Origin of the sequence: Saccharolobus shibatae B12, from assembly GCF_019175345.1 — an archaeon.
Lineage (GTDB): Archaea > Thermoproteota > Thermoprotei_A > Sulfolobales > Sulfolobaceae > Saccharolobus > Saccharolobus shibatae.
In genome coordinates, this window is record NZ_CP077717.1 from 1,922,267 (window position 1) to 1,943,292 (window position 21,026).

Consider the following 21,026-nt stretch of genomic DNA (forward strand, 5'->3'; position numbering starts at 1 on the left):
TGTAGGCAAGGCTTATTTCCAAACATAAGACTTTTTACACATGGATTACATATTAATTGGCGTAATCCTAGGAATCGTACAAGGAATAAGTGAGTGGATACCAATAAGTAGTAAAACTCAAGTATTAATTGTCTCATCAACTCTTTTAGGTCTTTCCTTCAGCGTAGCATACTCCTTTGGCCTATTCATGGAAATTGGGACAATTGCCGCTGCAATAATCTACTTCAGAAGGGAGATTTCAGGGTTATTAAAGGCACTTGTTAGGATGTCCTCCAGAAGAGAAGACTATTTACTCTTGAAGTTCTTGGTAATTGTAACGATAATTACTGGGCTTGTGGGAGTGCCCCTTTACCTTTTCGTCATCTCTTTACCAATTTTAGGGTTACCAATGACAGTACTAGGAGTAGTCTTATTAATTGACGGAATTGTAATCTACTTATCAAGGAACAATTATTTTCCTAGAAAAGGGTTACACGACTTGAAGTTAAGGGATATAATAATCGTTGGGATCGCACAAGGGTTGGCAGCTCTTCCCGGCGTCAGTAGATCTGGAATGACCACATCTGCGTTAATATTGTTAGGCGTAAAGCCAGAGGAAGCGTTTAAACTATCCTTTATTTCATTAATACCAGCCGCACTAGGTGCCATAGGTGTGACTGTACTTTTCAGCAAGCACGAGGTTTCACAAGCAGTTCACTCGGTAAGCCTATCTGGTTTGCTAATTTCAATCGTAGTTGCTACATTTGTTAGTATCTTCTTCATTAACGCGTTATTGAGATTTGCTAGGACGAATAAGGTAGTTGTACTCGTAATAATCTTGGGGATTATAGCGATCATTAGTGGAATCTTAAGCAGTATTGCATAATGTTTTAATTAAGGGATGTACAAGATTTTATTGATGGATTTAAAACAAAGATTGACGTTAAGTATGGTTATCTCATTAGGTCTAACTATTATATCAGAGGGCATAGTATTAATGGGAATAGCCTCTCTACTTCATATATCTTTATTTTTTATATTTCCAGCTCTCGTAATTTTTTGGTTATTCCAGTGGATTATATCTCCTTATGTAGTGGGAAGAGGTGGTTATGAGGTTTTTTCAAATGACCCACAGTACGGCTGGCTTTACAATTTAGTTAGGAGAATAGCTGAGGAGTCCAAAATTAAGCCCCCTAGGGTTTTCGTAATTGACGCACCTTATCCTAATGCATTTGCTTACGGTAATAGATTAGGCGGGATGAGAGTTGGAATAACTCTACCCCTCTTGAACATTCTGGACGTTGATGAGTTAACCGCAGTTATAGCTCATGAAGTAGGACACATAAAGCATAGGGACGTTGAGATAGGTATGACAATAGGTCTTATTCCTACAGTGTTAGGATATATAAGTACGCTACTGATGAATTTCGGATATTTGGCATTATTCCTTGCAGCAGATGAAATTGAACTATTATTCGCCATAGCGACTTTAGCAATAGGATTTGTCATATTCATTGTAACTTTCATCTTACAAATTTTCGTCTTATGGTTTAATAGGCTGAGAGAATCCTATGCGGATTATAATTCTTTTCTAGTATTAGGAGAGGGGTCGAAGGCTTTAGCTACTGCGTTAGCTAAGATTGAAATTTATATGCAAAACATTAGGATTGACCCATTCACTGGAATTATAGTGACAGCTCCACCAGTTAAGGTGGAAGAGAAAGATCCTCAATTGCTAGTTGAACAGTGGTTGAGAACTAAGGTTAGTGCATTTAAGGACATTTTATCCACACATCCCTATCCAGCTAGAAGAGCTCAAATGATTTATCGATTAATATATGGTAGTAATATATAGTCTACATGCTTCTAAATATAATATAGTTTCTCTATACGAAATCTTTATAAAGATGATTAATAAAGTGTATAATATGGGATTTAATGGGATAAAATTCGATACATCAGTTCCGGGAATGATACCATGGGAAATAGTAGTTGCTTATTTTATATTAGCGCCTTTAGTAGTTTACGGATTGGGCAGAAGACTAGTTAAGTCATCTTTCACAACAATTGACTTCGTTTACATTTCAATTGGAGGAGCATTTAGTGTAGTATGGGAATTTTATATGGGGAGTTTCATAGCGAGGTTCTTTCCTAGCTCTCCATTTATCGGTATTGAATTCTGGGGAAGGCTTTTCATACTTCTAATAGTCGCATCGCTGGTCAGAAAGCCTGGAGTCGGTGCAATGAGTTTAACGATTTATACATTATTGGCGGATTTGTTCCATTACGGCTTTGCTGGCCAGCCATTATATTTTATTTATGAGGCATTTACTTACGGTCTTTTCATAGATGCTGTGATTATAGCTACTAGGGGTAACCTATTCAACATTAGGTATAGCGATAGCAACGGAACTTCACTCAAGACAAAAAGAGTAGTATTGATTGCAATTGAAGGTACCATAATTGGTATACTATGTGCTATTCCAGACCCAATATTTTACCTAGGATTTCTAAATCCTTTAATAAATGGTGCTATAGTGAACTGGGTTACTATACAGTTCGACGTATTAGCTTTTATGCCTGGAGATACAATTGCCGGTATCTTAGGAGCCTTATCTGGACAGAGGGTAGCTAGGGCAGTTGGTCATTAATACTTATATTTCTATATTTCCTTATTTTTATGCATATGAAGATACTAGCAGTTTATAATCATCCGGTGGAAACGTTAGGAACGTTAAAGAAATTCTTACCTCGCGTTAATGAAATAATGGCTGAAGAACTTAAGGGAAATGAGCAATTTGACGCTTTAATAATAATGGGAGGGCCAATTGGAGTTTATGAAAGGGATAAATATCATTTTTTAAACGTTGAAATGGATTTAATAAAAAAGGCGTATAAGGAAAATAAGAGGATTTTAGGAGTTTGTTTAGGCTCTCAATTAATTGCAGAAGCCTTGGGTGGTAAAGTAATAAAAGGTGGTTTCGGGCAAGAGATTGGTATACAAAAGGTAAAGTTATTAGGGGAATTGAAGGATTTCACAAGCAAAGACGAACTTTCAGTGTTCCAATGGCATGGGGATACTTTTTCCTTACCGCAAGACGCAGTTCTCTTAGCTTATAGCAATAACTACTTCCAAGCCTTTAAGGTAAAGAGAGCTTTAGGTGTACAATTCCATTTGGAAGTTAATTCAGAAATGGTTAGTCAATGGGTTAAGCTTTACGGTGGAGATGAAAGTGTGGCGAACTACGTGAAGAGATTTGAGGGAGAACTTGAAGCTAATGCATTTAAGTTGATACAGTACTGGATGCAGTTGTGAGCTACTCCCTCCTGAACGGTAGACCCAAAATCTATTTTCAGAAATAATCCATTCCAAAATATTATAGAAATTAAGCAATTAAAATTTATAACTATCTGACAACTAACTAAAAATTTAAAGTAAAAATCTCACCAAATACTCCAATATTTATGTATTACTTAAGAAGCAGTAGTATAGTTCATGTTATTCTTCTCATATTTTCTCGTAGATGTTAGAAAAATGAAAAAGGAATACTTTAATTTCATGGAAATTCAGATAGAATCATTCCCTTTTGATATATATTATCATATATAAGATAATAGGCATTTATTAATCCATAATTATTATATTTAATTAAATGATTTTGGGAGTACCGGTTAGGGCGGGGTAGTTCACACTATAAAATATGTAGTAAAAAATTTTACCACTTAAAGTAATGTAATAGCAATTAACTTATTTTCAGTCATTTCAAGCATTGTCTCTCTAACTCCTTCTCTCCCAATACCTGTCTTCTTAAATCCGCCAAAGGGTAATGAGTCCCACCTTAGCCTAGTACTATCATTTATGATAACAGCACCAAACTTCAACTCCCTACTTAACTTCAAGGCCCTATTCACATCGTTAGTAAAGATTGCTGATTGCAAACCATACTCAGTTGAATTGGCTATTCGTATTGCCTCCTCATCACTCTTAACGCTCACAATTGGTACTATAGGTCCGAAGACTTCACTCTTTAAGACTAACATATCCAGTGAGGGATTGGTTACCATAGCCAGCGAGAAGAAACTTCCACTTTCTGGCCCCCTATTGAGGATCTCAACCCTTCCTCCCTTAACTTTAGCGTCTTCCAATACACTGTTTAAGTTTTCAACACTCTCCTTGTTGATTACTGGTCCAACGTCAGTAGTCTCATCCAAGGGGTCACCTACCTTTAACGCCTTAGCCTTCTCGTTAAACGCCTTTACGAACTTGTCGTATACCTCTTGCCTAACTATAATTCTCTTACCAGCATTACAGTTCTGTCCAGCGTACTCAAACCTAGCTCTAACAGCTATTGAAGAGGCCCTCTCTATGTTGGCGTCTTCTAAGACGATTATGGGATCTGAACCTCCCAACTCCATTATTATCCTCTTCCCTAATGAAACAGCTTTAGATGCTATTTTAAGACCAGTTTGCGTAGAACCAGTTAACGTAATCAAACCAACTAATGGGTGAGTGATTATCTCATCCCCGATCTCACTACTATAACCAGTGACCACTCTAACTGCACTATCAGGTAATCCAGCCTCAACCAATATTTTCTTCATCTCTACGGCTGCTAGAGGTGTATTTATACTTGGCTTAACCACTACTGAATTTCCCACTGCTAAAGCTGGGGCAACCTTGTGGGCAAAGGAGTTTATGGGGAAGTTGAAGGGTAAAATTGCAGTTACAACACCTATCGGTTCCCTAGTACTCACAACTATTCTATTCTCATTCCCAGGAGGGTACTCATAAGCATCTACCCTATAATTCTTACCTTCTAGAACCATTCCCACCTCTTCAGCGGCTTGTCTAAACAGTCTGGAAGCTCTTAATACTTCAACTCTGGAATCCCTAATCGGCTTACCGGCTTCCATTGCAAGTAGTCTAGCTAATCTCTCCTGCTCTCTTTCCAAAATTTCCGATACTTTCCTCAATATGGCAGTTCTCTTATATAGGGGCATCTTTGATATTATTTCAAATCCCTTATATGCCTCCTCTATCTCTCCCCTAACCTCGTCTTTATTCATTCTCTTCACAGTTCCAATTACCTTAAGATTAGAGGGCGAACGAACTTCAATAACCTCTAAACTCATCAAGTATATATTTACATTTGAAGTTTTTAAGCAATTATGAAATACTTAATCCAATTTTTAAACCTATAATACTTATAAGAGTTTTTTAAGCACATCCATCATTAGTTTAAAATAATTTAAAATAAAAGCATATCAATATGGACACATTGGATCCTCTGCAAATGGATTATTATACACTGCAAAAGCCCTAGCTCTACTCCCCCCGCAAATATTATTGAATTTGCAAACACCACATTTTCCATTAAACCGTCCATCTTTTATTATTTTCAAAACCTCTGACTTTCTATAGATATCGACGATACTCTCCTTCCTAACATTACCTAAGTACAATGGTAGGAAGCCACTTGGATAGACATCACCGTTGTAACCGATAAATATGACACCAGACCCGTCCCTTGTAGGTAAAACGCTCTTATCAACATCCTTTACTGGGTCACCTAACAGTTCACGTAATTTTGAAATCAGCTCGTTATTTTTAATAGTGTCTGGAGTATACTCAAGTTTAGCTCTCCTAAAGAATGGAGCTTCAACCGTTCTTACAACTAAATCGTATCTTGTGGTTTCGACTAGGAAGTCTATAACGTCTTTATATTTCTCTTTAGGAATATCTAGTTCTATTACACCTCTCCCCACTGGAATCAAGAAGAATACTTCCCAGATTTTCACTCCTAATTCCTTAAGCAATTTTACTAGGAAAGGTAATTCACTGTAACTCTTCTTCCAAACTAGGGTATTAACTTGAACTTGTATCCTGTACTTTAATCCAAGCGCTATTCCCCTTAAAGCATACTTGTAACTACCAAGCCCCCTTAACCAGTCATGGGTTTGTGAGGTAGCCCCATCTAGGCTAATTGACATGTATCTTGCGTAATTACTTATCATCTTCATGGTCTCATCGCTTAAACGATAAGAAGGGGAGGGTGCTATTGAAACTACTAATCCTAACGATTTGGCGTATTCCATTAGTTCGAAAATATCACTCCTACTTAACGGATCGCCACCAGTGAAAACTATAACAACTTTTCCAAATCTAGCTATATCTTCTAGTAGTTTCTTACTTTCTTTAGTACTAAGCTCTCCTGGTAACGGCTTATCTATGGCATTAGCTCTACAATGTTTACAACTCAATGGACAAGCTTTAGTTACTTCCCAGAAGACTAAATGTGGAGTGTTTTCAAAGGGCATAACGGATCATCTCCGTAAATGTCTTCATTCCAATAATACGCTCTCGCTCTATCTCCTCCTTTACAAGCGGATTTGTATTTACATTTATCACAATACTCTCCTTTCAAATACTTGTCCGTATTTATGAACAAGTCTGGAATATTCTTAATTATCTCCTTAAGCGGTTTTTCCCTAACGTTACCCAACTTGTAAAAGTCAATGAATTGACAAGGATAAACGTCACCGTTTGGATATATTGAGATCATTTTCCTCCCACATCCTCCACTATTTTCAACAAATTTCAAGTATTTTTCAAGTTCTTCCTCATTTCTGGCCAACTTTTTAGCAATGTAAACCCCATCAAATTGTCCTAATGTAGTCTCAATTTCTATCTTCCCACTTAGCTTAATTGCATAGTCAATCATTTTGTTAATGAAACTAACATATTCCTCCGGAGTATACATCCATTCCCTTAATTCCTTACCCCTACCACTGGCTGATAAATGGTAAAACGTTATTCTCTTAACTCCCAGTTTCAAGGCCAATTTCATGTACTCGTCTACTTGATGGATATTTTTAGCCGTAATAGTGAATCTAAGTCCAACGTTTAATCCTACGTTTATTGCATTTTCAATTCCCTTCACTGTCATGTTAAAGGCTCCAGTTAGACCTCTAAACTTATCATGAAATTCCGGATCGTAACTATCTAAACTTATACCTACATAAGAGAAATCCAATTCCTTCAATCTCTTAGCCACACTCTCACTTATCAATGTTCCATTGGTTGATAAGGCTAATTTTATTCCCTTACTCCTAGCATGTGATGCCAATTTAAAGAAGTCCCTTCTCATTAAAGGCTCTCCACCACTCATTATAATTAATGGGATCTTCATTTCAGCCATCTCGTCTATTAGCCTTAGTGCCTCTTCTGTAGTTAACCCATCCTCAACTTCTGATGATGCGTTAATATAGCAATGAAGACATTTCAGGTTGCATTTCCTCGTGAGATTCCACGTGGCAACTGGTCTAAATACGTCACTGAACTTACTAGGTCTATCCCTATTATATTCACCCTTAATGTGAAATGAAACTGTACCAGCATTAGTTACTAGAACGCTTATTGGAATCATAATAATAAAAAGGTATCTTAGTCATAAAAAAGCGATCCCTAATATTTTAGCAATTATTTTCTTAAACGGGGTTGTTTTGCACAACGACTCTTTTTACCCTCCTACACTTCTGCAATAGTTTTAACTTATTGACACTTGGGGGTATTATAAGCTCATCAACATCACTTATTTCTTGAATATATTTTTCTATATCGTCATCTGAAATACCAACTAGGTTTAATTTCTTTATGCCTTTAAATGCAATGGGTTTACCTGTTTGCATTATCTCCTCTTTGTTTACTGATAGTTCATCTATGTCGGAAATTATTATCAAATTACCCATTCCTTCCTTAAATCCTTCGATAAACGTCTTACCACTTTCAACTACTCCACTAGCAGTTCTTTTGGCAGCATCCGAGATGTCTAGAAATGTCTTGAAGGCTTGATTCGTAACTTCCCCGATGGTCTTACCAGATGATCTAGCAATTTCCGTTAGCTTTCTATATATTTTCTCATCTACTCCTCTTATTGTAATTGTTTTCTTATTGTTTTCGTTGTTTTCCTGATTCATATGCAAAACTTGTATTACATGTTTATAAACTTTTTCCTAAAACGCACTATCCTAAACTACTAGCTTACTCATATCTAGAATTTAGCCAGTTAACTTGTTACTCTCCAATTTTTTAGTCACCGATTTTAAAGTACATGAACTTAATCTGGGGGCAAACTTTATCATTCTAATACGTTAATATCTATATCGTGTCATTGGAGGACTTCAATAAGCTAGTTAGAGAAAAGCTTGGCTTTGAAACTTACCCTTATCAAAAGCACATTAGTGAAGAGATTGAGAAGAATCTCGATACAAAGAGGTTCATCATAGTTTCGATGCCTACTGGTAGCGGAAAAACATTGATAGAGCTATCCGTTGCTCACTATTTGAGTAGTAAGGTTAGTAATAATATAATTGTACTAGAACCCACTCGTTTACTCTGTGACCAGATGTATCATAGGTTCTGGAAGAGGGTCTTTGGAAACGACGTTGGAGTAGAGTATGAGGGAAATTGCGAGTCCTTTGAACAAGGCAGGAAAATAGTAGTATCGACACCTTTTACAACAGCCAAGTGCCTAGATAGGGCAGACGCAATAATAATTGATGAGGTGCATCACGCCTTTGGGGATGCAAGATATGAGGAGACGTTGGTGAATTTAGAGCCCAGGTTTTTGATAGGCTTTACTGCGTTACTACCCTCTTATAAAAAGTATCTGATAGACTCACGTTTAGTTAAGTCATTAGGTCAGCCAGAGTATTTGGCTTATGACTTCAAGAGCCTCTCCAAGATAGATCCGTCCTTTAAACTCCCTAAGGCAATAGCTGATATTTTCGATTCAGAGTTTAACAACTTAGAGGATTCACTCTACGAAGCCTTCTTCAAGGGATTAATAAAAGGAAACAAGGAAACGGTTAAGTTTCTAGAACTCACATTTTATACTTATGGAAAAGAAGCTTTCTGTGAAAGTTATAGAAGACTAATTGGGAAAGTTGAGGAAAGTCCTTACATTGATTCCATTTGTGACTCAAAGGATTTAAGTCATAAGGCTAGGGCATTAAGAAGCGTCTTAAATATTTATAGAGTTGAGGAATTTAAACCAGTGCTAATATTTACCTCCAGGAAGTCAACAGCGTATGAATTCGAAAGGGCTATCTCCGATCTGGGGAAGGTAAAAGTAATAACCGGAGACTCATCTAGGTATGAAAGGTTGAAAGTCGTACAAAACCTTAGGAGAGGGGAAATTGACGTTCTAATATCAACAATTGTGGGAGAAGAGGGCATTGACATACCTGAGGCTAAACTACTAATAATGACAGACGTCCCTCAGAGTGCATTAAGGTTCTATCAAAGATTGGGAAGACTAATAAGAGGAAAGGAGAAAGACGAAGGAGAATCGTCTATAAAATATTTAGTTGTAACGTTAACCCCAAAGACCTCAGAATACGATAACTTAGACGACGCGTTAAGAAACCTTTACTTGGAAGGGGTAGACGTTAGTTATCTTATTGAAAAGAGGGAGGATAAGGGACCAGTTGCTAGGGTAGTAGACATTATTAGCAAAAGCGGTGGGCAAGTCTTAATTAATCAGATAGACGACACTAAAAAGAGGAGTTCCCTATCATTGCTCTCATTGCTTGAATCAAATGAAGGTAAGTCGCACATTGACGAATACGTTGATAGGACATTGAGAGATGGAAAAGCGCTGTACTACTACGACGATGAGATTATGGGAAAGATAGTTAGTCAAGTGCTATTGGGTAGTTATTGTAATATAGGTTTTGGGGAGACTTACATGAAGTTATGTAATAGTGAGTATAAGAAAATTGGAGAGATTTTATTGAGGAAAAAAGGGAGTATAAAATTGGACAAGAAAAGTTCACTTAGGCCTTTCATGAAGTTATTCCTCTCAAGTAATTTAAGCGAGATAATGAAAGAGTTAAGCGAAAAGAAAAGCGAGTATGAGAAGGAATTGGAGGGAAGAGAGTTCAGCGTTGAGGTTCATGTGAGCAAGATTGGAAATGGCCTTTTAGCTCAAATCTTGATCTCTGCTACCGTTGATTCGGTTACTGTGAATCCTAAAATCCAAATAAATTATTATGACCTCAAAGATGAGAAGTTAGTCAAATTAAATTCTCTCATTATAGCCTATAGCAGTCTAATCAATTTCTATAAACTAACTTTTACTGGTAATGGTAAGGTAAACTCCAAATAGGGTTATCACGGAACCAATTATCTGAGATAACGTTGGGATTACGCCCAATACAGCGAAACTAGTAACGTAAGCCATTACTGGTACTAGTAAAGACCCAGTACTTGCGTAAACAGTCCCCAATTCCTTGACTCCATTAAACCAGAAGTAAAATCCTAAAATTTGGGCTATGATAGCTAAAAGTAAAAGTAAGGATAGTGTAATTAGGCTAAATTTGAAATAGTAGTCGATCGGAGTAAAAGCTAGGACTATGGGAACTGAAGTTAGGGCCATAAATGCGTTAAGTTTAGCTATGTTTTCCTTAGCTAAATTTCTGGAGTAATAAATAGTACCTACAGCCCATAATATCCCAGCCAACAGTCCGAAAACTAACCCAATATTAAATGATAGAGTTGCTGACGATATCACTCCAATTACTCCTAAAACTACTCCGATAATCCCTTTAGGTGTGATCTTATAACCCAGTAACCTTTCAATTATCAGAACAAAAATCGGTTGTGTATATATCATTACCGCTACCAAACCTGGATTTGGAGATAATCCAATTCCAAGGTTTATGAGAATTAAGAAGAACGCGAAGTTAAGCAAACCATTTACGAATTGCTTCTTACCCACTGATAATCCCTTCCCTACAACAAGAAAGAAAATTGCAGCTATCCCAACTCTAAATGCGCTAATGATCATGGGCGATGCTGAGTAGGCAATTATTTTAGTTAAGGGGAAGGCAAAACCCCAAAATAATGACAACGGAATTATCCATCTAAGGAATGAGATTGTAGTTCTCTGCATGCAGTTAAACAGAAAATAGTTAAAGATTAAAAACTTAAGCTCGGTTTTATTTATAACTTTCAATATTAAAAAGATAGGTTATTATCAAAAAATAGGAATTTAACTCGTTTATAAAATTAGTGGCGTTTAGTAAGAAATCTTCCAGTAAAATACGAAGCATAGTACTAGCTAAGATTGCCAAGCGAGTCCTTCCAACTTATATAGTACAATCAATTGTAAATGGTTTTTATTATAAACGAAGGACGATTAAGTCTCCTTTGTAAATTATAATTTGTGAATAATGTAGATATAAGAACGTTAACGTTAGTAAACATGTATCTCTGCTAACCAGTCGTTTTTATTCAGTTAAATTCATAACAATCTTTGAAATAAAGTGAATTCATAATGGATCTATTTTTCGCTTTTAAGACGATTTTGCAAATTCCCATTTACACTGTTACTCTAATGATGAGATCTCTTCATCAATAATTCATAACTTAATAATGGCAATATCTCCAAAATTGTTATTAGCTCAAGATTTTAGTTTCCTAATCTATAAATGATCAATAGATCTTGTTAGAGTTTTTCTTCATTAATTTCATATGTTACTCGTACTTAATCTTCTCTATCTCTTTAGCAATTTCAATTAGCCTATCAGGTCCTATACTGTCCTCAGATTTTAGGGGTTCTTCCAAAATTCCCACCAACCCAGCCCTTGGGATTCCTAAATCCTTTATTCTTTCTATTGCCCTCTTTGCCTCGTTTTGTGTGAACCTATTCTTGACCTCATATGCTATGAAGGGTTTTCCTTTTTTTAATAAGACTACATCTATATCTCCTTGAGGAGTATATGCTAGCTCAGCGTTATAGTACTCAGCAAGCATTTCTCCGATAGAGAACTGTATCTCCTTAGAGATAGGGTATGTTAAGTCTACTTCTGACTTCGCTCCTTCAGACACCTTGTATTTAGCCTCTGCATAAAAAGTTACACTCATTATCGGAGAGTCTAAATCGTAATACCACTCGTTACCTTTTCCTCCCTTATAGATTTTAATTTTCTTTATAAGCCCCATTTTAAATAGGGTGTCTAGATAAGAAGAGGCTTTCGATGGATTGATGTCCATTCTTGACTGGAGTTTTGCGGAAATCATTGATGAGTTCCACATTCCTTCCGCTACCTCTAATAATATAGCCTCGTATATCTGTGTTAATTTCCTATCCTCCTCTTGAAAGATCTCCCCTATTAAACCCTTGGTTATGTAATAAAATGAAAGGGAATTCTTTTTTATATCCTCCCAATCATTGGCATGTTCAATAATCCAAGGATCCCTAAAAAGTAAAGCCTTATATGGATCTTTGACGCTTGCTAATGCGTCACTGTATCTAATTATCCCCATTTTGTAAGGCACTACTTGACCTAAAAAGGGACTATTACTCCCTATAACCTTATTAATTACTCCTAAGGAACTTGCTAGAAGAATTAAAGTTCCCTTAGGATAAACAGTAGAAAGTAGGTCTAAGTACTTTTCTGGTAGCCTCTGAAATTCATCAAGTATAACTATCTTCCCTTCTTTAAGTGACCATAGTATTTTATCGACTCCTTCATTTAATGAGAGTTCATTATTTTCGTGAATTATAGATAAGGTTCTGGAAATTAGATAATACTCATCGAAATTAAGGCATTTCTTGGCTAGGTATGTCTTCCCTACCTTTCTCCTACCGTAAATTAACCTCCAACCCTTCAAGTTTCTTATCTCGTTGCATTCTCTTCTTCTTATATCAAACATATATTCATGAATATATATTCATGAATATAAAAAATTAAAGTGAGTAACTCCCTTCTAGTTAGTGTTTACCCGTGGCGTAATTTATCCTTACTTTTAATCACTTTTAATTCCGCCACGAGCACCCCTCTTAAGGGATCATAAACTTTCACCCTTAAATCATTGGGGCTAGTCGAGGGAAACACCACCCTCCCATCCACCTTTCTCATTAGATTAATAGGTGCAATTGAATCTCTCTCCAATAAAACACTCCCACTATCTAAATACCTACCAGTAACCTTGACGACCTTTTCCACTACTTGCTTACTTTTTTTTTAACTTTTCACCGTTAAAAGGGTAAAAGGATGAGGTATAAGCCTCAGAGATCTCCTCAACGTCAATGGGTTATGCTTTAAGCATCTCCACGAACTTAACAACACTCCAATGGTGAATCCTATGCCTTAGCTTACTACTTTTATCATTCTCCATCTTCTCCTTAGCTTTCGCAGAAAACTTACCAACAACAACCTTAGCGTTGATACTCTTAGCCAGGTCAACAACACTCTTTACCGTCTTCCTCAGTATATCTAGCTTCCTCCCCCTTTCTCTTAACCTCCCCAACTTCTTCTTTATCAGTTCATCTTTGGTGGATTTACCCCTTCTGATTTCCTCCCCGCCCTGGACGGTAGACCCAAAATCATTTTACAAAAATAATTCCGGTAAGGTACTATTAATTTTATAGAAAATAAATGGAATTTATAACTATATTAGGAGTTCAACAAATTGAAGAAAAGCTTAAGGTGAGGAAGACGGTATTATCACGAGGTGAACCAAGGTGATAACACCTTGTCTTCCCCACCAAAATAACATTCAACAAATAGGATATAAATTACTTTCCATGTTAGACTTCCAAGGAAAAAAGGCAGAGAACGTAGAAAAAACGCTAGTCTCCGCGTGTTTATGGAACGACTCCATAGAAAACAAGTCAAGCGCATACAACGTATCACCACAAACCGTGAGGAATTACGCGGAGGAGCAAGGTGTGGAAGTAGTTGAGAAACTCTTGGAACAAGTGAGGAAAATATCCTTGGATACGCTGAAGGGAGAAAAGGAAATAGACATTTCAATAGACTGGACCACCAAAACTTGGTACGGGAAACCGGTGGAAGGACTCGGAAGCTCGGAAAAGGGAAACTCGTGGAACTACGCAACAGCAACGACTAAACATGATGGGAAAGTACTCCTACTGGCTTTCGTCACACATGTGAACGGGATGACCAAGGATGATATCGTGAAGATCCTCGTGGAGCAAGTTGTTGCAATGGGATTCAAGATAAGGTTAATAGCTCTTGATGCGGGTTTCTACACAGTTGATGTGCTTAACTTCATTTCGCAGTTCAATTATATAATTGGTGTCCCCGTTGGGGACGTGAAGGTCTATGAGGAGTTTGATGGGGAGTACATGACAAATAGTAAGAGGCATAGGAGGGATGAACAGGTTAAGTTCAGGCTGATCGTGTATCGCAGGGAGAAAATCAAGAGGAAGAAGAAGGTTGTTTACTTCGCTAGGGCGACTAATCTTGACCTACCGAAGAAGGAGGTGTTGAGGTTGTACAATAAGGTAAGGAGTCCCATAGAGACCTCTTACAGGAACATCAAGGCTTTCCTTCCCTTCACCAGTTCCACTAAGTTCGTCTTCCGCACGTTGATCTTCGTGCTGGCCATGGTTTTCTACTCCTTGTACACCATATTTAAGGGTGTGGTGAGGAGGGAAGAGTTCAGATTATTGCTTATCCTTTTGTTTCCTGGTGATTTATTCAATCTGGAAAATTTTCTATTTAAACTAATAAATATGCTTATTAATGTAATAGATTTATTTTTAGGGAGGTGATTTTGGGTCTACCGTGGAAGGGCGATGGTTCCCTCCCAGAGGGCTCATCGTTCCCACCATCGGTTCGGGTTTACATCCCTCATCTGGTGGGCAGTCGGGTGGCCCAGAGAACCACCCCCACAAAAGACGGGACTTTCATTGCGAGGCTCTAGTCCCTTAAAGGAATGAGATACTAGCTGCTCCTCCCACAGTCCCATTAAGCCCTCGATCGAGCTGGGGAGGAGCGTCATTAGCATCACTAAGAAAAATTCCACCAAAGAAGTATTTAAGCTTTATAAGGGGGCTATCCATCCCCGCCATTGCGAGGCTTTCCGCCCCCTTAACCCCCATTTTTGTAATCTCCTCCCTCCTCACAGCATAGTTCACCACAATTTTACCTAAGTTTGTCTCATAACGCCTAATCTCCTTCAACTTAAAACCCTCAAATACCGTAACTGATACATTGTTCTCATTAACATCGATTGAAATATAGTTACCATCCCTTGTAGTTACTTCAACCTTTTTGTCTTTAAGGCATGTGTAAATTTGCTTCATATTGTCAATCTAATGATGAGATCCCTTTCTTTATCTCATATAATATTATTTTGTATAGTATATACTACTTTAAAAAAAGAAACTTCTAACATTTATTGCTAACTAACTTTATAAACTTATAATGAGATATAGTTAATGATGATGGATTATGGCTCAAGTTACAGTAGAGGAAACCCAAAAGTTCCTTCCCATACTTAGAATAACATTAGGATTTATGTTCTTCTCAGCCTTCGTTAGAAGAGCTATTAATGTACCAGCTAAACTAGATCCAAATAGTAGCGCATATATAGGAGGAAAATTGATAACGTTCCTTCCTCACGCATGGGCTCCAATTAAGGGAATGTTAGAAAACATTCTGTTAAACCCCAGCTTACTCTACGAGTTTATAATATTATTTACAGCATTGGAAGCTATTTTCGGGTTGTTCATGATATTAGGATTACTAACGAGATTGTCAGGACTCGTACTAGCCGGATTAGCCTGGGGAATAGGTTTAGCTGCTGGATGGTTAGGTTCGACTTGCGTTGATGAATGGCAAATAGCTGCAGTTGAGGGTGCGGCTGCGTTCATGTTTGTCTTCACCGGGAGTAGATGGCTTTCAGTTGATTACTTGTTAGCTAAAAGGTCAAAGGGAATAAGGATTGGTAAATATCACATACCCCTATGGTGATGAAGGATGAACGGCAAGGTTGTAACAATAATTGCAATTATTATGATACTATTTAGTACTGGAGTTACACTAGGATTATACCAGATAAACTTTCAAGGACTTGGAAATTTAACCAACTATTCTAAAACTCCAGCCTACTCTCTTGTGGGTACTAGATTATACGAAAATGGCACATTGTTCCTACAAGTAGCTAGGACTGCTGGTCCAGATACCTATGGTGGTTTCATAGTGTTAGTCCAGCTCCTATATCCTAACGGTACAGTATTATATCAATGGACTGGTCAGCAACTAGGTATGTTACCAAGCAGTAATATAAAGAACGAGTTCCCTCTACATCCATCTAAGCCAATTAAGATAGGGAATTATGGTGTTGGTATAGAAGTACCGTTGGGGCAAAATTCTACGGTAATCTTGCAATTGCCTCATCCAATATCACCAGGAACTTATATTATAAAAGTGTGGGATGCTGATGGACAGTCAGCGGCATATGGGAGTAAGTTTCAGATTATTGTAAAGGTAGGTTCTTAGCAAACTAATTATTTTTCTCTCTTTCCCTCTTTTTCTATTAATTTTAAATAATTAAGTCTCATATTATTTGGTAATGAAAGTAGGAGATGCGTTATTTAAGCTAATAAATGAGATAGGAATTAAACAAATATTTGGAAATCCTGGTACCACAGAGCTCAACTTCCTAAAACATATGCCGAAGGATTTCAACTACTATCTAGCACTTCAAGATGGAATTGCAGTGGGAATGGCTGAGGGCTATTACTTGGCAACGAGAAAACCACAGGTAGTTAATTTGCATTCCTCCCCAGGACTTACCAACGCCATGGGCTTCTTATATGAAGCTCTTGTTAGCAGAACTCCCCTTATTGCATTAGTTGGACAACAATATTCAGACAAGTTAATAGACGAACCAGTACTTTACGGTGACTTCATAAAGATCTCTCAAGGTATCGTTAAATCAGCATATGAGATAAGAAGCGAGAAAGAGGCGCTTAAAACGTTTATCAGAGCTTACAAGGAGAGCACAACTCCTCCATACGGTCCAGTGCTCATATCTTTACCCCAAGACATCCCAGATATGGAAGTTAATGAAGAGGAGAAAATAAATATGCCTAAATATTTTGTAAGTACTACATGTGATAAGCCTTCCATAGAATTTGTTTTAGATAAGGTAAAGAGAGCGAATTCAATTGCGATAGTAGCAGGTTATGAAGTTTCGATATTCAATGCTTACGATAAACTAGTTAAGTTAGCAGAGAAGCTGAACGCATCACTTTACACTGAACCATATTTGAGTGTATTTCCACTTGATTCCTCCAATCCCTTATTTAAAGGTCCCCTTTCCAGATATAAGGCATCAGATGTATTGAAGGAGTTAGAAAAGTATGACCTCATTTTGGTTATTGGCGGATGGTTGAATTATGTTGTGTTTCCCGATGTCGATATAAGATTAAACATAATAGAGGTAACCATTGATTTCAAAGAGGCGATAAAGAGACAATGGGATACTATTGTTTGTAATCCTAAAGATTTCATCATTGGGCTTTACAATAAGTTGTATGAAAGTCCATACACCATTAAGAGTGAAAATATTAGGCAAGAGTTAGACAGTGATCCGATAGTTGATGTTTTCAAAGAAATGAAATCCTATTTGGCTAAATATACAATATTCGCTGAAATTCCCACCTATAGGGACGCTCTAATCAAAAACGTAGCGTTAAGGCCATCTTCACTCTATATAATGAGATCAGGATTATTAGGATGGGCACTTTCCGCATCAGTGGGTTACAGTCTAAATGGAGATAACGTCCTTGCAATAGTTGGAGATGGGAGTTTCAACTACACTCCTCAAGCATTATGGAGTGCTGTAAAATACAACACTAAAATGAAAGTGATTGTAATCAATAACCAGGGTTATGCGTCTTTGTCAAAGCACGGAGTAGAAGCTGATTGGTTGTTTCCATCAACCTCGCCTTGGAAAGTCGCATCGGCTTATGGATTTGAGGCTAGGGAATCAAGGGATATAAAAAACGACTTGAAATGGCTATTTGAAGATAATAAGAGAAGAAAACTACTGGAAATTAGAGTATAATGTCTTAGATATCTCTTTCAAAATATTTTTATGTATTTAATCGCATTTTAGTTTGTGAAAATAAGATTCGTTATGATGGAGACAATTTATCCTCAAAGAGAAGGAATTCATAAACAAGTTTATTTATTCTTGAAAGAACTTTAAAAAATACGAAAAGGCCGAAATAATTGACTATTCAAAGAGAAATGTAGAGGAAAAAGGAAAACCATTATTATGGTTAATAGAACTTTCTCTACTTTTTATATACAGAATTATAAAAGGGAAATATGACGTATTGATTTCAGAAACGGCATGGGCTATATTACCCACTTTAATTTCAAGTAAATTGTCTAAAACAGACTGCGTTCTTCATTTACATTCCATAGAATCAAACAAGACGTTGAATTAGGAATATTAGGAAGGGATATAATAAGATTTTTAGAAAGTTTTTCCGATTATTGTAATACAATATTGGTACCGTCAGAAAATGACGCTAAACTTCTTAGAGGGCGATTCAAGGGTTCATTACAAATTATAATATTTTGTCTTGAATTAGATTAATTTAATAAAGAAATTACTGGATATATTTCTGTTGAAGCAATAAGAATAAGGGATTCGTAATATTATTATAATGATGAGAAAACAGATCAATAGGTTGTAGTAGATCGCTATGGCTCGGGTGATCTGGAGCATCCTCCAGGAGACTGAAACACACCGAATCGCCTCCTCTCCAAGAGGGAGTTGAAGGACTCGACCAAGTCGTTAGACTTGAGCCACTTCCAGAGCTTCTAGCTGGTTTTGAGGTAGCTCAGAAGCGTTGGGCAGGATTCGGACTTAAGCTCTCCGCTTTCAGCTGAGGAGATGATCGCGTTTAAGACCTCCCTTTCCTCCTTGGTCGCGCGTCGTTTGAGGTGGACCAGGCAACACTGCCTCGCCACATGAAGTTCGGCGAGGGAAATCACCTTGTCTAAGGCCTTGATCCCATCAGCTACTATAAGAATGAAGCGCGACTTCTTCCAGACCTCAACCAAGAGCCTCCAATAAGCCATGGCGTCCTCCTCCCAGCTCAGGATTATCTCCACCACCTGCCTCTTGCCATCCTCGGTCACGTCAATAGCCACAAGAAGGACTGCCTTTCCTCCCTTGAGCTTCACGTACTTCCCATCAACTATTATATACTTGAACTCACCGCTCGCTTCGATCTGAGGCATCCAGAGCTTAGCGTTCAACTTACCTCCCTTCACCGAGTAGACTAACATCAGAGCCGCAAAGACCCTTCTCTCCTCCTTGAACAAAGTCTCCTTGATCTGAGTCCTCATCCTCCGCTTACCGTAGAGTACAGATATCTTCACCGAGATCCAATCCAAGTCGTACCTCATCTCCCTCCTAACCATCACGATCCGAAAACCCTTGAGGAACTTGTACCTAGCGTAACCCTTCCTCTGCACATCCTTATCCCTCCCGTGCCTGGGACTCATCTTCTCAACCTCCTCCACGGCCTCACTTAGCCGAGTGGCGTAGAGGGCTTTCTCATCAATGGTTATGAATTCCATTATATTACCTCAAGCTCGACCCCTTAGTGTTACCGAAAATGTAGAATCAATTATTCTCATCTATTCTTAGAGAAACAAATTGAATTCGCAATGAAAACTTGAATCGCCCCAAATCAAAATTGATAAAATGACCATAAAGACCTTCAAATACATACATAAAATCATTAAGAGCCTATTTATAAATTTATTCCAAAGATGTAGAATGTTGATTAGATATTTATTCTTCATAATATCATAAATATGGGATCTTTAGCAAAGTAGACACATGTTTTATAGATTGCCGTCGCAAGTAGTAGAGCAGATTTATACTGTTTTAACAGTTGAGTTAAAAGTATAGAGAAAATTTTGCCTTATACCTAAACATTATTTAATCTTTTAAATATGATATTGATCCTTTCTTATCACTAAGATGTTGACTACGTGGACAAAGTTTTTTATATTTGTACATCTATATTATTACGGTGATTTAAAATATGGTGTTTAAAAATATAATCGTAGCCTATGACGGTTCAGAAAATGCTAAAAGGGCATTAGATGTTGCAATAGATTTGGCAAAAAGGTATGAGGCTAAACTTACAATAATTGAAGTAATAGATACTTCAGTATTGGTTGGTATGGGTTTAGGTCCAATACCAAGTGAGGTAATAAATGAAATGTATAATAAGGCTAAGAGAGACGTAGAGGAGGCTAAGGAAAAGGCTATGAATAGTGGAGTTAAAAACGTTGAAGCTGTAAACATTGAGGGAGACCCTGCCACTGCAATAATGGACTACGCGGGAAAAACGGGAGCTGACTTGATAGTTACTGGTAGTAGGGGATTGTCAACTGTTAAGAGAATATTCCTAGGGAGCGTCTCATCTAGAATTGTCCATGAGGCCAAAATTCCCGTTCTTGTAGTTAAGTGACTTTTTGTTCCTCTATACCCATCCTTTCAGCCCATCTCTTCACTATATCATAACCGAATTTTCTTATGAATTCTTTTCTGCCCTCTTCAGTCATCATCAATGGTGTCCATTCCGTATCCAAATCCAACTTTACCCTTATACTTTTAGCCGGTACGCTCTCCTTAACCACTTGCTCTACCGTGTATTGCAAGTCTTCCGTAACTGGGCAAGCTGGTGTTGTAGCTCCTATTCTGACGTATACGTCCCCATCGTCGCTTATATCTATTTGATAGACTAATCCTAAGTTAACTATATCTATTGGTATTTCAGGATCGTAAACCTCATGTATCCCTTGAATTATCTTTTTCTTCCATTCAACTTTTTCCTTCTCATTCATACATTTTTCTTCTATGCTTTAAAAAATTTATATAACGCACCTAAGTAATGAGGTATTGGTCATTTATATACCCAGATGGGTTAATTATAATTATGGTTAAGCGTATAGTCTTAAAATGTGAAGTATGCGGAGAGACATTCAATTCCAATTCCCTTTACTATCAGCATAAGGTACTTCAGCATTCCGACTATAAGCCAATAGTAAGGGAGGACGGGTATGAATGTCCGGTTTGTCATGAAAAGAGAAGAGGGGCTGCTAGTATGCTCACACATATCGGTCTGCATCATATAACTAATAAACCAGTAAGGGTAGAACTTCAATAAAGACTTCACTATTGCAAA

Annotated in this window: 18 protein-coding genes and 3 pseudogenes; 11 read left to right on the top strand and 10 right to left on the bottom strand. The window is 37.4% G+C overall.

Annotation, left to right across the window (positions count from 1 at the left end; all coding sequences use genetic code 11):
• Positions 1 to 40 precede the first annotated feature (40 nt).
• The 4 genes from J5U23_RS10110 (at position 41) to J5U23_RS10125 (ending at position 3,295) form a co-directional block, all read left to right on the top strand.
• Entirely contained in the window at positions 41 to 865 is an 825-nt protein-coding gene (locus J5U23_RS10110; protein WP_218258131.1) for an undecaprenyl-diphosphate phosphatase, read from the top strand.
• A gap of 33 nt (positions 866 to 898) precedes the next feature.
• The gene (locus J5U23_RS10115; protein ID WP_218258132.1) at positions 899 to 1,834 is read left to right on the top strand and encodes a zinc metalloprotease HtpX; all 936 of its coding nucleotides are present in this window, start codon (positions 899 to 901) and stop codon (positions 1,832 to 1,834) included.
• Positions 1,835 to 1,907: 73 nt separating this feature from the next.
• Positions 1,908 to 2,630 (top strand): hypothetical protein, encoded by a 723-nt coding sequence (locus tag J5U23_RS10120; protein ID WP_218258133.1) that lies wholly within the window; start codon positions 1,908 to 1,910, stop codon positions 2,628 to 2,630.
• Positions 2,631 to 2,665: 35 nt separating this feature from the next.
• Positions 2,666 to 3,295 carry a type 1 glutamine amidotransferase gene (locus tag J5U23_RS10125; RefSeq protein WP_218258134.1) on the top strand — a complete coding sequence of 210 codons (630 nt, stop codon included), beginning with the start codon at positions 2,666 to 2,668 and terminating at the stop codon, positions 3,293 to 3,295.
• Positions 3,296 to 3,702: 407 nt separating this feature from the next.
• Here J5U23_RS10125 and J5U23_RS10130 read toward each other — a convergent pair whose 3' ends face one another.
• From J5U23_RS10130 to J5U23_RS10145, 4 genes are all read right to left on the bottom strand, one after another.
• The gene (locus J5U23_RS10130; protein WP_218258135.1) at positions 3,703 to 5,112 is read right to left on the bottom strand and encodes an aldehyde dehydrogenase family protein; all 1,410 of its coding nucleotides are present in this window, start codon (positions 5,110 to 5,112) and stop codon (positions 3,703 to 3,705) included.
• 132 nt (positions 5,113 to 5,244) lie between these two features.
• Positions 5,245 to 6,297, bottom strand: a complete 1,053-nt coding sequence (locus tag J5U23_RS10135) for a TIGR04053 family radical SAM/SPASM domain-containing protein (RefSeq protein ID WP_218260681.1) — start codon at positions 6,295 to 6,297, stop codon at positions 5,245 to 5,247.
• Positions 6,270 to 7,406, bottom strand: a complete 1,137-nt coding sequence (locus tag J5U23_RS10140) for a radical SAM/SPASM domain-containing protein (protein WP_218260682.1) — start codon at positions 7,404 to 7,406, stop codon at positions 6,270 to 6,272. The genes J5U23_RS10135 and J5U23_RS10140 overlap by 28 nt, the downstream gene beginning before the upstream one ends.
• Positions 7,407 to 7,467: 61 nt before the next feature.
• Positions 7,468 to 7,956, bottom strand: a complete 489-nt coding sequence (locus J5U23_RS10145) for a hypothetical protein (RefSeq protein ID WP_218266081.1) — start codon at positions 7,954 to 7,956, stop codon at positions 7,468 to 7,470.
• Positions 7,957 to 8,144: 188 nt separating this feature from the next.
• Between J5U23_RS10145 and J5U23_RS10150 the strand changes: the two genes are divergently transcribed.
• Positions 8,145 to 10,148: a DEAD/DEAH box helicase gene (locus J5U23_RS10150; RefSeq protein ID WP_218266082.1), complete on the top strand. Its 2,004-nt coding sequence runs from the start codon at positions 8,145 to 8,147 to the stop codon at positions 10,146 to 10,148.
• On the opposite strand, the gene J5U23_RS10155 is transcribed toward J5U23_RS10150, so the two are convergent.
• From J5U23_RS10155 to J5U23_RS16110, 3 genes and pseudogenes are all read right to left on the bottom strand, one after another.
• Positions 10,110 to 10,934 carry a DMT family transporter gene (locus J5U23_RS10155; RefSeq protein ID WP_218260685.1) on the bottom strand — a complete coding sequence of 275 codons (825 nt, stop codon included), beginning with the start codon at positions 10,932 to 10,934 and terminating at the stop codon, positions 10,110 to 10,112. The two genes, J5U23_RS10150 and J5U23_RS10155, sit on opposite strands and share 39 nt — an antisense overlap.
• Positions 10,935 to 11,518: 584 nt before the next feature.
• Complete coding sequence (locus J5U23_RS10160) at positions 11,519 to 12,700, bottom strand: AAA family ATPase (RefSeq protein ID WP_218258141.1); 1,182 nt, start codon at positions 12,698 to 12,700, stop codon at positions 11,519 to 11,521.
• 65 nt (positions 12,701 to 12,765) lie between these two features.
• Positions 12,766 to 13,348 (bottom strand): annotated as a pseudogene (locus tag J5U23_RS16110) (IS200/IS605 family accessory protein TnpB-related protein); the annotation flags it as partial.
• Between the two features lie 163 nt (positions 13,349 to 13,511).
• Between J5U23_RS16110 and J5U23_RS10170 the strand changes: the two are divergent.
• Complete coding sequence (locus tag J5U23_RS10170; RefSeq protein WP_218266034.1) at positions 13,512 to 14,567, top strand: ISH3 family transposase; 1,056 nt, start codon at positions 13,512 to 13,514, stop codon at positions 14,565 to 14,567.
• 330 nt (positions 14,568 to 14,897) lie between these two features.
• Here J5U23_RS10170 and J5U23_RS16115 read toward each other — a convergent pair.
• Positions 14,898 to 15,074 (bottom strand): annotated as a pseudogene (locus J5U23_RS16115) (IS200/IS605 family accessory protein TnpB-related protein); the annotation flags it as partial.
• A 175-nt stretch (positions 15,075 to 15,249) separates the two neighbouring features.
• Here J5U23_RS16115 and J5U23_RS10180 point away from each other — a divergent pair.
• From J5U23_RS10180 to J5U23_RS10190, 3 genes are all read left to right on the top strand, one after another.
• Entirely contained in the window at positions 15,250 to 15,771 is a 522-nt protein-coding gene (locus J5U23_RS10180) for a DoxD domain-containing protein (protein ID WP_218266083.1), read from the top strand.
• A 6-nt stretch (positions 15,772 to 15,777) separates the two neighbouring features.
• The gene (locus J5U23_RS10185; RefSeq protein WP_218258144.1) at positions 15,778 to 16,299 is read left to right on the top strand and encodes a TQO small subunit DoxA domain-containing protein; all 522 of its coding nucleotides are present in this window, start codon (positions 15,778 to 15,780) and stop codon (positions 16,297 to 16,299) included.
• A 73-nt stretch (positions 16,300 to 16,372) separates the two neighbouring features.
• On the top strand, positions 16,373 to 17,872 hold the full coding sequence (locus J5U23_RS10190) for a thiamine pyrophosphate-binding protein (protein ID WP_218266084.1): 1,500 nt from the start codon (positions 16,373 to 16,375) through the stop codon (positions 17,870 to 17,872).
• Between the two features lie 553 nt (positions 17,873 to 18,425).
• Here J5U23_RS10190 and J5U23_RS10195 read toward each other — a convergent pair.
• Positions 18,426 to 19,404, bottom strand: a pseudogene (locus J5U23_RS10195) (transposase).
• A 473-nt stretch (positions 19,405 to 19,877) separates the two neighbouring features.
• Between J5U23_RS10195 and J5U23_RS10200 the strand changes: the two are divergent.
• The gene (locus J5U23_RS10200; RefSeq protein ID WP_218260690.1) at positions 19,878 to 20,309 is read left to right on the top strand and encodes a universal stress protein; all 432 of its coding nucleotides are present in this window, start codon (positions 19,878 to 19,880) and stop codon (positions 20,307 to 20,309) included.
• Here J5U23_RS10200 and J5U23_RS10205 read toward each other — a convergent pair.
• Positions 20,302 to 20,685 carry a metal-sulfur cluster assembly factor gene (locus J5U23_RS10205; protein ID WP_218266085.1) on the bottom strand — a complete coding sequence of 128 codons (384 nt, stop codon included), beginning with the start codon at positions 20,683 to 20,685 and terminating at the stop codon, positions 20,302 to 20,304. The two genes, J5U23_RS10200 and J5U23_RS10205, sit on opposite strands and share 8 nt — an antisense overlap.
• A gap of 92 nt (positions 20,686 to 20,777) precedes the next feature.
• Here J5U23_RS10205 and J5U23_RS10210 point away from each other — a divergent pair, with 92 nt between their 5' ends.
• The gene (locus J5U23_RS10210; protein WP_218267539.1) at positions 20,778 to 21,008 is read left to right on the top strand and encodes a C2H2-type zinc finger protein; all 231 of its coding nucleotides are present in this window, start codon (positions 20,778 to 20,780) and stop codon (positions 21,006 to 21,008) included.
• The last annotated feature ends 18 nt before the right edge of the window (positions 21,009 to 21,026 follow it).